At 41.2% G+C, this 14,287-nt stretch carries 16 protein-coding genes and 1 riboswitch; of the genes, 12 read left to right on the top strand and 4 right to left on the bottom strand.

All coding sequences use genetic code 11. The features are described 5' to 3' along the window. Positions 1-120: 120 nt before the first annotated feature. From JV16_RS05820 to JV16_RS05810, 3 genes are read left to right on the top strand one after another with little or no spacing between them, the layout of a single operon-like run. On the top strand, positions 121-1,101 hold the full coding sequence (locus tag JV16_RS05820; RefSeq protein ID WP_042534703.1) for an ABC transporter substrate-binding protein: 981 nt from the start codon (positions 121-123) through the stop codon (positions 1,099-1,101). A gap of 5 nt (positions 1,102-1,106) precedes the next feature. After that, positions 1,107-1,877, top strand: a complete 771-nt coding sequence (locus JV16_RS05815) for an ABC transporter ATP-binding protein (RefSeq protein ID WP_042534701.1) — start codon at positions 1,107-1,109, stop codon at positions 1,875-1,877. Then, positions 1,864-2,670, top strand: a complete 807-nt coding sequence (locus JV16_RS05810) for an ABC transporter permease (protein WP_042534699.1) — start codon at positions 1,864-1,866, stop codon at positions 2,668-2,670. Before JV16_RS05815 ends, JV16_RS05810 begins: the two co-directional genes overlap by 14 nt. Positions 2,671-2,700: 30 nt before the next feature. On the opposite strand, the gene ytkD is transcribed toward JV16_RS05810, so the two are convergent. The 3 genes from ytkD to JV16_RS05795 all read right to left on the bottom strand — a co-directional run bounded on the left by ytkD (position 2,701) and on the right by JV16_RS05795 (position 4,113). Further along, a complete protein-coding gene (ytkD, locus tag JV16_RS05805; RefSeq protein WP_042534697.1) occupies positions 2,701-3,174 on the bottom strand; it encodes an RNA deprotection pyrophosphohydrolase in 474 nt (157 codons plus the stop codon). A gap of 63 nt (positions 3,175-3,237) precedes the next feature. Beyond that, positions 3,238-3,546: a hypothetical protein gene (locus tag JV16_RS05800; protein WP_021095550.1), complete on the bottom strand. Its 309-nt coding sequence runs from the start codon at positions 3,544-3,546 to the stop codon at positions 3,238-3,240. A 129-nt stretch (positions 3,547-3,675) separates the two neighbouring features. Beyond that, complete coding sequence (locus JV16_RS05795) at positions 3,676-4,113, bottom strand: Dps family protein (RefSeq protein WP_042534695.1); 438 nt, start codon at positions 4,111-4,113, stop codon at positions 3,676-3,678. A gap of 109 nt (positions 4,114-4,222) precedes the next feature. Between JV16_RS05795 and ytzI the strand changes: the two genes are divergently transcribed. Beyond that, a complete protein-coding gene (gene ytzI / locus JV16_RS15135; RefSeq protein ID WP_084220283.1) occupies positions 4,223-4,360 on the top strand; it encodes a YtzI protein in 138 nt (45 codons plus the stop codon). 18 nt (positions 4,361-4,378) lie between these two features. Here the strand turns inward: ytzI and JV16_RS05790 are convergent, their stop codons facing one another. Then, entirely contained in the window at positions 4,379-4,852 is a 474-nt protein-coding gene (locus JV16_RS05790; protein WP_009361625.1) for an S-ribosylhomocysteine lyase, read from the bottom strand. 129 nt (positions 4,853-4,981) lie between these two features. On the opposite strand from JV16_RS05790, the gene yidD reads away from it, so the two are divergent. From yidD to JV16_RS05750, 8 genes are all read left to right on the top strand, one after another. Further along, complete coding sequence (gene yidD / locus JV16_RS05785) at positions 4,982-5,206, top strand: membrane protein insertion efficiency factor YidD (RefSeq protein WP_021095546.1); 225 nt, start codon at positions 4,982-4,984, stop codon at positions 5,204-5,206. A 77-nt stretch (positions 5,207-5,283) separates the two neighbouring features. Next, positions 5,284-6,465, top strand: coding sequence for a GTP-binding protein (locus tag JV16_RS05780; protein WP_042534694.1), 1,182 nt, complete (start codon positions 5,284-5,286; stop codon positions 6,463-6,465). A gap of 89 nt (positions 6,466-6,554) precedes the next feature. Continuing rightward, positions 6,555-7,616 carry a metal ABC transporter solute-binding protein, Zn/Mn family gene (locus JV16_RS05775; protein WP_042534692.1) on the top strand — a complete coding sequence of 354 codons (1,062 nt, stop codon included), beginning with the start codon at positions 6,555-6,557 and terminating at the stop codon, positions 7,614-7,616. A gap of 95 nt (positions 7,617-7,711) precedes the next feature. Continuing rightward, positions 7,712-9,040, top strand: a complete 1,329-nt coding sequence (locus JV16_RS05770; protein ID WP_035063431.1) for a cytochrome ubiquinol oxidase subunit I — start codon at positions 7,712-7,714, stop codon at positions 9,038-9,040. 14 nt (positions 9,041-9,054) lie between these two features. Further along, a complete protein-coding gene (locus JV16_RS05765; RefSeq protein WP_042534690.1) occupies positions 9,055-10,092 on the top strand; it encodes a cytochrome d ubiquinol oxidase subunit II in 1,038 nt (345 codons plus the stop codon). 94 nt (positions 10,093-10,186) lie between these two features. Further along, positions 10,187-10,387, top strand: a riboswitch (cobalamin riboswitch). Between the two features lie 111 nt (positions 10,388-10,498). After that, entirely contained in the window at positions 10,499-12,778 is a 2,280-nt protein-coding gene (locus JV16_RS05760) for a ribonucleoside-diphosphate reductase subunit alpha (RefSeq protein WP_021095541.1), read from the top strand. Between the two features lie 11 nt (positions 12,779-12,789). Beyond that, positions 12,790-13,281 carry a flavodoxin domain-containing protein gene (locus JV16_RS05755; RefSeq protein WP_021095540.1) on the top strand — a complete coding sequence of 164 codons (492 nt, stop codon included), beginning with the start codon at positions 12,790-12,792 and terminating at the stop codon, positions 13,279-13,281. Continuing rightward, positions 13,235-14,272, top strand: a complete 1,038-nt coding sequence (locus JV16_RS05750) for a ribonucleotide-diphosphate reductase subunit beta (RefSeq protein WP_021095539.1) — start codon at positions 13,235-13,237, stop codon at positions 14,270-14,272. The genes JV16_RS05755 and JV16_RS05750 overlap by 47 nt, the downstream gene beginning before the upstream one ends. The last annotated feature ends 15 nt before the right edge of the window (positions 14,273-14,287 follow it).

Here is a 14,287-nt window from a genome sequence, read left to right as displayed (position 1 = left end):
TTGTCGACTTTGTTGATATGGACCGTCGAGCGATGTGCTCGGCGGTTTTCTTTTTAGGTCATTCACACATTTTTATTAGGCGCATACGATAAAGCAAACGAAACGAAAGAGGGGAAAACAATGCGAAAATGGGTATTTTTGCTTGTTGCTTTTATGTTTTTACTTTCGGCATGCTCATCCCATGATGTAAAAACGTTGCGCGTTGCGGAAGTGACTCGTTCTATTTTTTACGCGCCTCAATACGTCGCAATTGAAAAAGGCTTTTTTGCTGAAGAAGGGCTTCATATTGAACTAAATACGACGTGGGGCGGCGATAAAACGATGACGACGCTTTTATCGAACGGAGCAGATATTGCACTCGTCGGTTCGGAAACGTCTATTTATGTGTATAGTCAAGGAGCCATTGATCCCGTTATCAACTTTGCGCAATTGACACAAACGGACGGCACATTTTTAGTTTCGCGCGAACCGATCGCTAACTTCACGTGGGATCAACTGAAAGGAAGTACATTTTTAGGTCAAAGAAAAGGCGGCATGCCGCAAATGGTCGGAGAGTACGTTTTAAAACAACATGAAATTGATCCACATAAAGACTTAAACCTCATTCAAAACATTGAATTTGCTAATATCGCCAATGCATTTGCGAGCGGAACAGGCGATTTCGTCCAACTATTTGAACCGACTGCTAGCATTTTTGAACAAGAAGGAAAAGGGTATATTGTTGCTTCCTTTGGAACGGAATCCGGCCATCTCCCATACACAACGTTCATGGCAAAACAAAGTTTTATTGAGAAAAATAAAGATGTCATTGAAAAATTTACACGCGCTCTTTATAAAGCCCAACAATGGGTGCAAACACACGAGGCCAAAGAAATCGCAACAGTCATTCAACCGTACTTTGAAAATACAGATATCGCTCTTATTGAAAAAGTCGTCGATCGCTATAAAAAACAAGGCTCCTATGCAACAGACCCTATTTTAGATGAAGAAGAATGGAACCATCTCCAAAACATCATGAAAGAAGCAAATGAGTTGCCATCGTACATTGATCACTCGATTTTAGTGAATACATCGTTTGCCGAAAACGCACAAAAGAGGTGAACCCCATGCCCATTTTAACGATTGATCAAGTGATGCATGCCTACGTCACAAACCAATCGGCTGTCTTGGCGCTTGATCATCTGTCGCTAACTGTCGAGAGGGGAGAATTTCTCTCCTTTCTCGGCCCAAGCGGTTGTGGAAAAACGACGCTTCTTTCCATTATCGCTGGACTAATCGAGCCGACGAAAGGACGTGTGCTTATCGAAGGAAAAGAAGCAAAATCGATGCGTCAAACGATTGGGTATATGCTACAACACGATTATTTGTTTCCGTGGAAAACAATTGAACAAAACGTCACACTCGGATTAAAACTGACAGGCAAATATAGCGAGAAAACGAGAAAACAAACGCTCGCCCTTTTACATCAAATTGGTCTACGCGACGTCGATGACCGCTATCCTTACGAATTGTCAGGAGGGATGCGTCAGCGCGCTGCACTCGTTCGCACCTTGGCAACTGACCCGAAAATTTTATTGTTGGATGAACCGTTTTCAGCACTTGATTACCAAACAAAACTTAAACTAGAGGATCTCGTATGGGAGACGTTAAAACAATATCGGAAAACAGCGCTTCTCGTCACGCACGACATCGGTGAAGCAATTGCGATGAGCGACCGCATCGTTTTATTTACCGCAAGACCAGGAAAAATTAAACGAATTGTTTCCGTCCCCGATTCATTAAAAGCGTGTACACCGTTTCAAGCTCGCCAACATCCAGATTTTTCACCGATTTTTCAAATGATTTGGAAGGAGTTAGAGAGCATTGAACAAACATGAATGGTTGCAACGTATATACGATCAACATATAGCATATGAAAAACGCGAAAAACGAATCGTTCGTTTTTTCCAAACGATCATTGTCATTGCCTTCTTTAGCCTATGGGAAATCGCAAGCCGTTTTCATTGGATTGATCCTCTTTTATTTAGCTCACCGTCTTCCATTTGGCATTTATTTATCACGAAAGTGCGCGATCACACATTGCTTTCACATACAACTATCACATTAACAGAAACCGTACTCGGTTTTATTGTTGGTACGATCGCGGGCATTTGTTTCGCTGCGCTACTTTGGTGGTTTCCACGCGTATCCAAAATTGTTGATCCATATTTAGTGATTTTAAATGCGATGCCAAAGGTGGCGCTTGGACCGATTCTCATTGTGGCGCTCGGGCCGAATATGACATCGATCGTCGCGATGGGAGCAATCATTTCCATCATTATTACAACGATTGTCGTTTACACATCGTTTAAAGAAGTAGATGCAAACTATATGAAAGTGCTTCAAACATTCGGTGCAACGAAACGACAATGGTTTACAGAAGCCATTTTACCCGCTTCCTTTCCGACAATGATTTCAACGTTAAAAGTGAACGTCGGTCTATCTTGGGTCGGTGTCATTGTCGGGGAATTTCTCGTTTCGAAGCAAGGGCTCGGTTATATGATTATTTACGGATTCCAAGTGTTTAACTTTACGCTCGTTTTATTAAGTTTGCTTATGATTGCATTACTTTCAAGCATCATGTATCAACTTGTCAGTTGGTTTGAAAAAAAGCTAATCAAACGTGCATAGCCCCACATGCAAAGAAAAGGCGGTGGGGCTTTAAACCATTCCCCGCCGCTCTAACTGTCGTTTCGTATATGACCATACGCCATCTTTCATAATAAAACTAAATCGTTCATCTTTCGCTATGTCATCTGGCATATGCTCAATGAGAACAGGACCATTTGTTTCAAAATACGACTCCCTTTGTTCCAAAGACTCAACATGAGCAAAATAAATATTTTTTACAATCGTTTCATTCGGACGTTTGACTTCATACTGCCCGATGTACATGATCTTTTGAACAATTCCTCCTGTTTCTTCCCTTACTTCACGAATCGCTGCCTGTTCCGCCGTCTCTCCCTCTTCTACTTTACCCCCCGGGAATTCCCAGCCTCGTACAGCGTGATTGGTCAATAACCAACGACCGTTGTACCGACAAATAACAAGAACATGTTTCGGATGTCGTGAAAAAGGATGGTCAGAAAAAGAAAGTCGAACGTCGTATCCGTAGTCATCTTGAAATACAATCATCGCCGTCTACCCTCAACTGCATGTTTTCTTCATTGTACCACACAATCAAATGGCAGACAGCTTTTATGACTGTATGACTCCCATCGTTTCAATTTGTTGTCTCGCTTCTTCATCTCCAAGCTCATAAATGAGTTCGTACACTTTTTTTATCGCATGATCGTACCCATCATTCGGACGGTCATAATGATATTGCACATATGGCACATGTGCGCGCCAAAACGATTGCCAATCGGATGAATACATTTCATCAAAATACTCTCGCAATTGAATAATTTCTTCATCAGTCGCTTCAATTCGAAATTCCCACGGCGAAGCAGTTTTTACCTGCGAAATTTCACCGCGTGCCACCGACACATAATACGTTTTTTTCATCGCCCCACCCCTTTTCCATTTATTACGGTTAGTGTGAGTCGATCCATTTGTTTTCATGCAAAAAAGCATAGAACAATCCCCTATTACCTTCAAAGTGATGGAATTAAGAAAAAAGTGGGAAATCCCACCTTATCCAAGAAACGATTTTAACATCCACACGTGTTTTTCTAAACTTTGATGAATGCCTAAAAGCATATCACCTGTCGTTTCATCATTAATTTCTCCAGCATAATCCATGCCGTCTTTGAGCTCATGAATCATCGTTTCAAAATCACGAACGATTTCTGCCACCATTTCCTCGGCTGTTTCATTTCCTTTTGCTTCATGTACAGACGCTACCGCTAAATACTCTTTCATCGTCGCTAACGGCTTTCCACCTAGCGCCAATAAACGCTCCGCTAATTCATCAATATGTAGCGCAGCTTCATTGTACAGCTCTTCAAATTTTGTATGCAACGTAAAAAATTGTGGACCTTTCACATACCAATGGTAGTTGTGCAGTTTCACATATAATACGTTCCAATTCGCAATTTGTTTGTTTACAATGTCAATTAATTTTTCCTTCACATTCATTCCCTCCTCAAGTATAAACTTTCCCCTTCTCCATTGTAGCAAACAAAAAAAGTTTTGGAAAATAATACGCTTTTACATTAATATAGAATATGGAGGGTTGCACATGTTGCTCACTTTTATCATTTCCATCATCATCGTATTTGTCGTGCTCATCTTAAGCGTTTTAACGATTTCAAAAGCATACAAATACAAACATACTATCGATGAGCCAACTGAAAAAAACAAAGGTTCAGACATGTGACGCCTGAACCTTTGTTTTTTAGCCAAACACTTTTTTCAATTCTTCTTTTGGTTGCGATAGCCAGTAGCGCATGAGTCGCTTTGCTCCTTCTAAATCATGCAACTTCGCTTGACCACACTCTTTTTCTGTTGCAGCTGGCACTTCTGTGACGGTTAGCGCCTCATTCATCGTTGCCTCTAGCAAGTCAATAATTTCTTCAACGGTTGGCGTGCCGCTAACGACTAAATAATAGCCTGTTTGACATCCCATTGGCGAAATATCAATAATATCAAAATGGTCGTATTTTTCGGCGTGCTTACGAATGTGCACCGCTAGCAAATGCTCGAGCGTATGAATCGCTGCAGGCTGCATTGCTTCTTTGTTAGGCTGACAAAAACGAATATCAAATTTATTCACAACACCGTCGCTGCCAACTTTATGAACGCCGCAATGGCGAACGTACGGTGCTTTGACCGCACAATGATCAAGCTCAAAACTTTCTACTGAAGGCATACCTCTCACCTCTTTTTCAATTGTTACGTTTTTATCATACACAAAAGTCCGACTTTTTTCATCTTTTTTTGTTGGAATGACTTCATTCAACTATGTTAAAATAAGCAAAAATAGGGATAGGTGTATGATATGAAACATATGCTCATTTTACTTATTCGTTTTTACCAACGGTTTATTTCCCCTTTAAAACCGCCGACATGCCGCTTTTATCCGACTTGTTCACATTACGGATTAGAAGCCATTCGCCGTTTCGGTGCACTGAAAGGGGGCTATTTAACGATTAAACGTATTTTAAAATGCCATCCTCTTCATCCTGGTGGATTTGATCCTGTCCCAGAGAAAGAGCAAAAATAGTTGTTCTTTCTCTTTTTTTTCGATATGATAGACGTTGTAAATCGTAATAATTACGTTTTAAGGAAGGAGAAACATGTATGAAAGTGCCTGTAACCGTATTAAGCGGATATTTAGGTTCTGGAAAAACGACGTTGCTTAATCATATTTTAAACAATCGTGAAGGGTTAAAAATTGCTGTTATCGTCAACGACATGAGCGAGGTGAATATCGACGCTGAGCTCATTAAACAAGGCGGGTTTTCACGTACAGAAGAAAAGCTTGTGCAAATTCAAAACGGCTGTATTTGCTGTACGTTACGGGAAGATTTAATGAAAGAAGTCGAAAAACTTGTTAACGCTGGAGACATTGATTACATCGTCATCGAATCATCCGGTATTAGCGAACCGATTCCTGTCGCTCAAACGTTTACGTACATCGATGAGGAGTTTGGCATTGATTTAACGTCAACATGTCGATTAGATACGATGGTTACCGTCGTCGATGCCAATCGTTTTTGGCATGATTTTGCCTCCGATGAAACGTTATTAGATCGCAAACAGGCGGTCGACGAAACAGATACGCGTGAAGTTGTCGATTTACTAATTGATCAAATTGAATTTGCAAATGTACTTATTTTAAATAAAATCGACTGCATTTCTGAAGAAGATGCAGACGAATTAGAAGCGCTCCTTCGTAAATTAAACCCAGAAGCAAAAATCATTCGAACAACATACGGAAAAGTGGCGCTTCATGACATTTTAAACACTCGTTTATTTGACTTCGAAAAAGCAAGCCAATCGGCCGGATGGATCAAAGAACTAAATGAAGAGCATACACCAGAAACAGAGGAATACGGCATTTCTTCTTTCGTATATCGCCGCCGTCGCCCATTTCATCCAGAACGGCTTATGCATTGGCTCGAACAATGGCCAGTTGAAATCGTTCGCGCCAAAGGCTTTTTCTGGCTCGCTTCCCGCAACAATATGTGCGGACTTCTTTCACAAGCTGGACCGTCCATTATGATTCAAGGGGCTGGGGAATGGATTGCAACATATCCTCCACATGAACGGGAACAAATTTTGCAAGAAGAACCAGAGTTGCGTGCAAAATGGGACGATACGTACGGCGATCGCATGACAGAGCTCGTATTGATCGGCATTGATATGGATGAACAAACGATTGCTTCTTCTCTTGATGCATGTTTATTAACAGACGAAGAAATGAAACAAGATTGGTCTACTTTTGTTGATCCGCTTCCACCATTTACAAGTGCATTATAATTTTCAAATCGTAACGATTACGATATAATAAGCTAGGAGAAAAAGGATGTTTTCATAAACATCCTTCTTTTTTGAGAGGAGGAAAAAATATGAAATTACGTGCAATGTTAACTATTATACTCGCAAGCACACTCACATTATTTGGTTGCAATCAAAAGGACAATGCAACTCCATCAACTAGCAAAGAAACAGACGATCAACTTATCATTTATACAACGGTGTACCCACTTCAAGACTTTACCGAAAAAATTGGTGGCGAGCACGTTCGTGTCGAAAGTGTATACCCTCCTGGCGTCGATGCACACACATATGAGCCAACAGCAAAAACGATGCAACAAATTGCTGATGCGCACGCTCTCATTTACATCGGTCAAGGAATGGAAGGATTTGTCGATCGTATGAGCAAAACGCTAGAAAATGAGCGTGTGAAGTTCGTACAAGCAACGGAAAACATACAATTGCTTCCATCCAATCATAATCATGAAGACGAACATGCCCATGAAGATGAACATGCCCATGAAGATGAACATGCCCATGAAGATGAACATGCCCATGAAGATGAACATGCCCATGAAGATGAACATGCCCATGAAGATGAACATGCCCATGAAGATGAACATGTTCACGGAGATATCGATCCACACGTCTGGTTAGATCCGATTTATTCCATTCAAATGGCCGAAACGATTAAACAAACGTTAACAGAACTTAAACCTGAAGCGAAAGACGATTTTGAACAAAACTTCACTTCGTTAAAACAGCAGCTTGAACAACTCGATCAACAATTTCAACAATTGATGAAAGAGGCGAAAAGAAAAGATATTCTTGTTGCTCATGCCGCATATGGCTATTGGGAGAAACGATACGGCTTAAAACAAATAAGCGTGACTGGACTATCACCGACAAATGAGCCGTCACAAAAACAGCTTACTTCTATCATTAAAAAAGCAAAAGAGCACGACATACAGTATATCTTTTTTGAACAAAATGTTACATCAAAAATTGCTGAAGTCGTAAAAAATGAAATTGGAGCGGATGTACTCATCCTTCACAACTTAGAGGCGCGCACAAACGATGATATCGCAAACAACAAAGATTACTTTGCGATCATGAATGACAATATATCCGCATTAAAAAAAGCATTACAATAAGCGATCGTTACGGTCGCTTATTTTTTTGCATATTTTTTCCCTTTTCAAATCAAACTATGAAACGACAATGTATGGAAAGGGATGAACATTTCGGTATGGATCACGTATTAACAGCAAGAACGTTATTTGGCACAACGATGGCGTTTCATATTATTTTTGCGACGCTTGGGGTCGGTATCCCGCTTATGATTTTATTGGCCGAGCTACTATATCAAAAAACGAAAGACAATGACTATGCCCTTATGGCAAATCGTTGGACAAAAGCGCTCGCTATTTTGCTTGGCGTAGCGATTCCGTCTGGTACTATCGCAGGAGTACAACTTTCACTTTTATGGCCAGGCTTTATGGAAGTGGTCGGTAAAGTGATGGCGCTGCCGTTTCAAATCGAGATTTATGCGTTTTTCGTCGAAGCGTTATTTTTATCTATTTACGTATACGCAGCTGACCGCATTTCCCCAACGATGCGCATCATCAGCTTGACGCTTGTTGCCATCGGAGCAGCCGCTTCTGCCATTTTAATTACGAACGTTCACGCTTTTGAAGGAACACCGACAGGCTTTCGTATCGAAAATGGGCAAATTGTTGACGTTAATCCGTGGGAAGCATTTTTTAATCCAAGCTTTGCCGTCACAGCAACACACGTCGTTTTGTCAGCGTATATGACAGGTGCGTTTACGATCGCTTCAATCGCAGCATATCACATGTTGAAAAATAGACACCATGAACGCATCCAACTTTTTCATAAAAAAGCGCTCATGCTCGGTTTAACAGTTGGCGGCGTATTTTCTTTACTAACAGCCATAAACGGGCACGAATCGGCTCAACTTCTTCATGAATATCAACCAGAAAAATTAGCTGCTGCTGAAGGATTGTTTGAAACACAGTCGCACGCCCCGCTCGTCATCGGCGGTTTTACAGATCGCGAAACACAAACAGTCAAATGGGGAATTGAAATTCCATGGTTGCTTAGCTTTTTAGCAGGCAATCGTTTCGATACCGTCGTTGTCGGGTTAAATGATTTTCCAGAAGAATGGTGGCCACCGTTGTTTGTCCATACACTTTTTAATGCAATGGTCGGAATTGGCATGTTTCTTCTCCTTCTTTCGATTGTCGGATTCGTTTGGCATCGCATAAGAAAACAACACATATTTCCGAACTGGTTTATGTGGACAGTTGTTACTGCTGGACCGCTCGCTCTTCTCGGCATTGAATTTGGCTGGATTTTTGCTTGCACAGGGAGACAGCCTTGGGTCATTTATCGCATGATGACAACGGCAGAAGCTGTAACACAATCAACAAATTTAGGAACGCTTTTTCTTCTGTTTACGTCCATTTACGTATTTTTACTCATCGCGGTCGTGCTCGTCTTGCGCTCGTATTTCCGCCGCCATCCGATTGAACAACACTTATCTACGCACATGTAGAAAGGAGCAAGATGATGACAGATGAATTAATTGCCATTTCAATTTTATGGGGATTTATTTTTATTTACGCGGTCATGGCGACAATGGACTTTGGAGCAGGGTTTTGGTCAATGGTATATATCAATCGTCCACAAACGAAAGCAACGAAAATCGCAAACCGATATTTGTCGCCGACATGGGAAGTGACGAACGTCTTTATCGTTGCCATCGTCGTGGCGCTCGTCAGCTTTTTTCCTGGAGCAACGTTTATGCTTGGAACCATTTTACTTATCCCGGGAAGCATTATTTTACTTTTGCTTACTGTACGTAGTGCGTTCCTCGTCTTTTCGCACGTTGCTCCTAAATATGAAAAAGTGCTCGTTTACATTTCTGGCATAAGCGGTTTGCTTATTCCAGCGTTTTTAATTAGCGTGTTACCAATTACACACGGGTCTTTTGTTGAAACAATGAATGGTGTCAGTCGTCTTCGGCTCGATCGCCTATTTACAAGCCCACATGAATATGCATTTATCGCCTTCGCGATTACAAGTACACTCTTTCTTTCGTCGCTTTTATTAGCAGACTACTCAAACGAAGCAAATGAAATGGAAGCGTATACGATTTATCGCCGCGATGCGCTCATCATCGGTCCGTTCGCTTTGCTCTCCTCTATTCTCATTATGGTCACGATGCGAAATGAAGCGCGTTGGCTATATGACGGAATGATTGCACGTTGGCCGTGGCTTGCCGCTTCTGTCATGTTATTTCTTTTAGCTGGTGGGGCGCTTTTTCTCCCATCATGGAAAAAGAAAAACGGACGCGGAATGCCACGCCTTGCGGTTGTAGCCATCGTCTTGCAATATTTTTGTGCAAGTTACGCATACGGAAAAGCTCATTTACCGTATATGATTTATCCGAATGTGACAATCGAATCCGGATTTACGCATCCGAATACGTTTCGTGCTCTTTTTGTGACGTATATCGTTGGCTTTGCAATTTTATTTCCAGGTTTCATTTATTTTTGGCGGCTGTTTATGAAAGACCGGCGCTATTTAGCAAATGATGAAAAATAATGATTGCAAATGTTGAAATTTTTCGTTATAGTTTTAAACGTAAACCTTTTTTATACAACATATTGTGATGAATAAACAAAACAACAACTATATATTGAAACCGACAAGTGAAGGTGTCCGAACGGACTTAATAGGGAATCTGGTGCGAATCCAGAGCTGTCCCCGCAACTGTGTGCGCAGACGAAATGGAAACAACACCACTGTATATGTCAGCTTTTCAGGCGCATATATGGGAAGGAATCCAAAGTAGGAAGAAGCGCGAGTCAGGAGACCTGCCTTCCTTGTATCGTTTCATATTCTTCGGGGATTGAGAAGATGAAACGATGGTGAAAGCATGCCTTTTTCCATCGTTTCATCCGCTCAACGAGAGCGGATGTTTTTATTTTTTTAGGGGAAGGGATGTTATATGGTGTACATAAAACAACAAACAGAAGTAAATGAAGAAACAATCCGCACATTATTGTTTCCTATTTTCAAAGACTTTCCGCACTTAGCGAGCGAGCGATACATCGAACGTACTGTCCGAGCACTTGCCCATACGCAGCGATACAACGATATGATGAATAAACTCATTTTAAATGCGCTTGATGAAATCACAGTAGAACAGCCGGATTGGACGTTTGTTGCAGCTCGTCTTTATTTGCAACAGCTATACGACGAAGCAGCTAAAAATCGCGGCTATGATGTATCCGACACATATCGCTACTTTTATGAATTGCAAACAATGCTTGTCGATCTCGGCATTTACGACTCGTTTTTACTGGAACGATATACGAAAAAAGAGCTCCAAGAAGCGGGCACATGGATTGATGTGAAAAAAGACGAGCTATTTACATACATCGGGTTAAAAACGCTCGTTGACCGCTATTTAGCGAAAGGGTATAGCGGCGAAATTTACGAACTGCCGCAAGAGCGCTTTTTAACGATTGCTTTAACATTAATGGCATATGAACATCCGACAAAACGAATGGCACTAGCGAAAGAAGCGTATTGGGCGTTATCTAATCAATATATGACCGTCGCTACGCCAACTTACGCAAACGCTGGGAAGTCATATGGTCAATTGTCGAGTTGTTTTATTGATACAGTAGACGATAGTTTAATTGGCATTTATGAGTCGAATACAGATGTCGCTCGTCTATCAAAAGGCGGGGGAGGAATTGGCGTATATTTAGGAAAAATTCGTGCGCGCAATTCCGATATTAAAGGATTTAAAGGCGTCTCCTCTGGCGTCATTCCTTGGATGCGCCAATTAAACAATACCGCTGTATCGGTTGACCAACTCGGTACGCGACAAGGAAGCATCGCGGTATATTTAGACGTTTGGCATAAAGACATTTTCTCGTTTTTAGACGCGAAGCTAAACAACGGCGATGAACGAACAAAAGCTCATGATTTATTTTACGGCGTATGCATTCCTGACTTATTTATGGAACAAGTCGAAAAGCGTGGCGATTGGTATTTATTTGACCCACATGAAGTGAAAAAAGTAATGGGATGGAAAGATAAAAATGGAAACCCATTAGGATTGGAAGACTTTTATGATGAAGAACGCGGAGCTGGTTCGTTCCGTGAAAAATATGAGGAGTGTGTGAATCATCCAGCGTTAAGTAAAGAGCGTGTTCCTGCTATCGAAATTATGAAACGAATATTAAAGTCTCAGTTAGAAACGGGCACGCCTTATATGTTCTATCGTGATGAAGCGAATCGCATGAACCCGAATAAACACGCAGGCATGATTTATTCTAGCAATTTATGTACAGAAATTATGCAAAACATGAGCCCAACGATCGTCACAAAAGAATATACAGAAGATGGAGAGATTATCGTTCATAAAAAACCGGGCGACTTTGTCGTTTGCAACTTATCGAGCATTCATTTAGCACGCGCTGTACAAGATGATGTGTTAGAACGGCTAATCCCGATTCAAGTGCGCATGCTCGATAACGTTATCGACTTAAACGAAAAACGAATTGAAGTGTTGCAAGCTGTCATCACAAATAAAAAATATCGTGCCATCGGCTTAGGAGCATTTTCTTGGCATCATTTATTAGCGTTAAAAGGGATCAAATGGAACAGCGAAGAAAGTGTACAACTTGCTGATCGGTTGTTCGAGAAAATTGCTTACCTCACGATCAAAGCGAGCATGGAACTTGCGAAAGAAAAAGGAGCATATCCAGCATTTGAAGGCTCCGATTGGCACACAGGAAAATACTTTGGGCTTCGTGGATATTCCTCCCATGATGAGTTAGACTGGGATGGATTGAAGAAGCAAGTCATGCAATATGGTATGCGTAATGGCTATTTAATGGCGCCTGCACCAAACGCTTCCACATCCGTTTTAGCAAACGGAACGGCATCGTGCGACCCTGTCTTTAACCGTTTATACTTTGAAGAAAAGAAAAATTATAAAATTCCTGTGACCGTCCCTGATTTAAACGCAAAAACGTTTTGGTTTTACGATAACGCCTATGAAGTGGATCAAAAGATGAGCATTCGTCAAAATGCAGCAAGACAAAAACATGTCGATCAATCGTTAAGTTTTAATCTATATGTATATAACACGATCAAAGCGAAAGACTTGCTTGACTTGCATCTCACCGCATGGAAAGAGCGGTTAAAATCGACGTATTACGTGCGTAGTACCGCAGTAACGATTGAAGAATGCGACGTTTGTTCATCGTAGGGGGATAAAAAATGAACGTGCTTATTTGTTATACATCGAAAACAGGGAACACAAAAGAAGTCGCACTGTTAATAGAAGAAGCTTTTTGCTCATCCGGACATGCAGTGAAAACGATCAATGTTGAACATATGTTTGCGATCGAATCGCTCATTCATGAAGCACAACTTCTTTTATTCGGTTCATATACGTGGGGAAATGGACAACTTCCGGATGAAATGAGAAGGTTACTTCGTTTTCTTATTAAAGAGCGAAACCTTTCTTTGCCTCCTGTTGCGCTGTTTGGTACAGGAGATCAAATGTGGCCATACTATTGCCGCGCTGTCGATGAAATGGCGTACCATTTACGAAAAGTGACGACGGTGCTCGGCACGTTAAAAATTGAACAATCCCCGCGCGGCCATCAACAACATTTGCCGGCTGTTTTCGTCCACCAACTACTCAAGGAGGTTGAACGTTTTGTTATTGACGAAAGTAAAATTGCTCGAGCCGTCGCATCCAAATAAAGCAACAAGCATTATTAACGGAAAAGCAAGCGGCATTTTAAACTGGAACGATATTAAATATAGCCATTTTTATGATATATACAAAATGTTGCTCGGCAACTTTTGGACGCCGTTTGAAATTAACATGTCTGATGATATTAAACAATGGCATCATTTAAGTGAGCGGGAACGCGATGCATTTTTACACATTATCGGGTTGCTTTCGATTTTAGACTCTGTGCAACCGAACTTTATCGGAGCGATGAAAGAATACATTACCGATCCGAGCGTCAAAGCGATTTTTTCGATTATCGAACAACAAGAAGTCGTCCATAATCAGTCGTACTCGTATGTGCTTGCGTCTATTGAGAAACTATCCGAGCAAAACCGTGCCTTTGAAATGGCGCGCACGAATCCGCACATTTATAAGCGAAACGAACACGTCATTCGCGTATACGAAGCGTTTCGTGAACGACCAACTGTTGAAACGTTTTGCCGTGCCCTTGTCGCTTCGCTCGTCTTAGAAGGAATTAATTTTTATTCCGGGTTTGCCTTTTTTTACAACTTAGCGCGAAATCAAAAGATGCTGAAAACATCAACGATGATTAGCTATATTAATAAAGACGAACTATGCCATAGCTACTTCATTTCCCAACTCGTACGCGCTGTATTATGGGAAAATCCTCATTTGGACGAAGACGGATCGTTTTCAGTATGGATATATGATTACATCGATGAAGCGATTCGTTATGAAACAGAATGGTCGCGCTTTGTGTTGCGCGACATTGATGGCATTGATGTAATTGAAATGGAGAAATATATCGAATATCTCGGAAACAAACGGCTGCGCATGCTTGGCTTAGAAGACCGTTACGATGCGGATGAAAACGCTATGCCTTGGATTCGCGCCTTTAGCGATGAAAATGTGAACTTAGGCAAAACTGACTTTTTCGAAGCTCGTCCACGTTCATACACGAAAACAACGGATATTAATGGATTTGACGAATTGTAAAAAAACCGGGTGATT

The sequence above is a fragment of the Anoxybacillus ayderensis genome (assembly GCF_000833605.1).
GTDB lineage: Bacteria > Bacillota > Bacilli > Bacillales > Anoxybacillaceae > Anoxybacillus > Anoxybacillus ayderensis.
Note: the sequence above shows the minus strand (reverse complement) of the source record. Positions and strands in the feature narration are given on the sequence as shown.

Bases quoted from the DNA above. Each gene is read 5' to 3' on its own strand.
- JV16_RS05820 (WP_042534703.1), top strand. From the start codon at position 121: ATGCGAAAATGGGTATTTTTGCTTGTTGCTTTTATGTTTTTACTTTCG.
- JV16_RS05815 (WP_042534701.1), top strand. From the start codon at position 1,107: ATGCCCATTTTAACGATTGATCAAGTGATGCATGCCTACGTCACAAAC.
- ytkD (WP_042534697.1), bottom strand. From the start codon at position 3,174: ATGATTGTATTTCAAGATGACTACGGATACGACGTTCGACTTTCTTTT.
- JV16_RS05800 (WP_021095550.1), bottom strand. From the start codon at position 3,546: ATGAAAAAAACGTATTATGTGTCGGTGGCACGCGGTGAAATTTCGCAG.
- ytzI (WP_084220283.1), top strand. From the start codon at position 4,223: ATGTTGCTCACTTTTATCATTTCCATCATCATCGTATTTGTCGTGCTC.
- JV16_RS05790 (WP_009361625.1), bottom strand. From the start codon at position 4,852: ATGCCTTCAGTAGAAAGTTTTGAGCTTGATCATTGTGCGGTCAAAGCA.
- yidD (WP_021095546.1), top strand. From the start codon at position 4,982: ATGAAACATATGCTCATTTTACTTATTCGTTTTTACCAACGGTTTATT.
- JV16_RS05780 (WP_042534694.1), top strand. From the start codon at position 5,284: ATGAAAGTGCCTGTAACCGTATTAAGCGGATATTTAGGTTCTGGAAAA.
- JV16_RS05775 (WP_042534692.1), top strand. From the start codon at position 6,555: ATGAAATTACGTGCAATGTTAACTATTATACTCGCAAGCACACTCACA.
- JV16_RS05770 (WP_035063431.1), top strand. From the start codon at position 7,712: ATGGATCACGTATTAACAGCAAGAACGTTATTTGGCACAACGATGGCG.
- JV16_RS05765 (WP_042534690.1), top strand. From the start codon at position 9,055: ATGACAGATGAATTAATTGCCATTTCAATTTTATGGGGATTTATTTTT.
- JV16_RS05760 (WP_021095541.1), top strand. From the start codon at position 10,499: ATGGTGTACATAAAACAACAAACAGAAGTAAATGAAGAAACAATCCGC.
- JV16_RS05755 (WP_021095540.1), top strand. From the start codon at position 12,790: ATGAACGTGCTTATTTGTTATACATCGAAAACAGGGAACACAAAAGAA.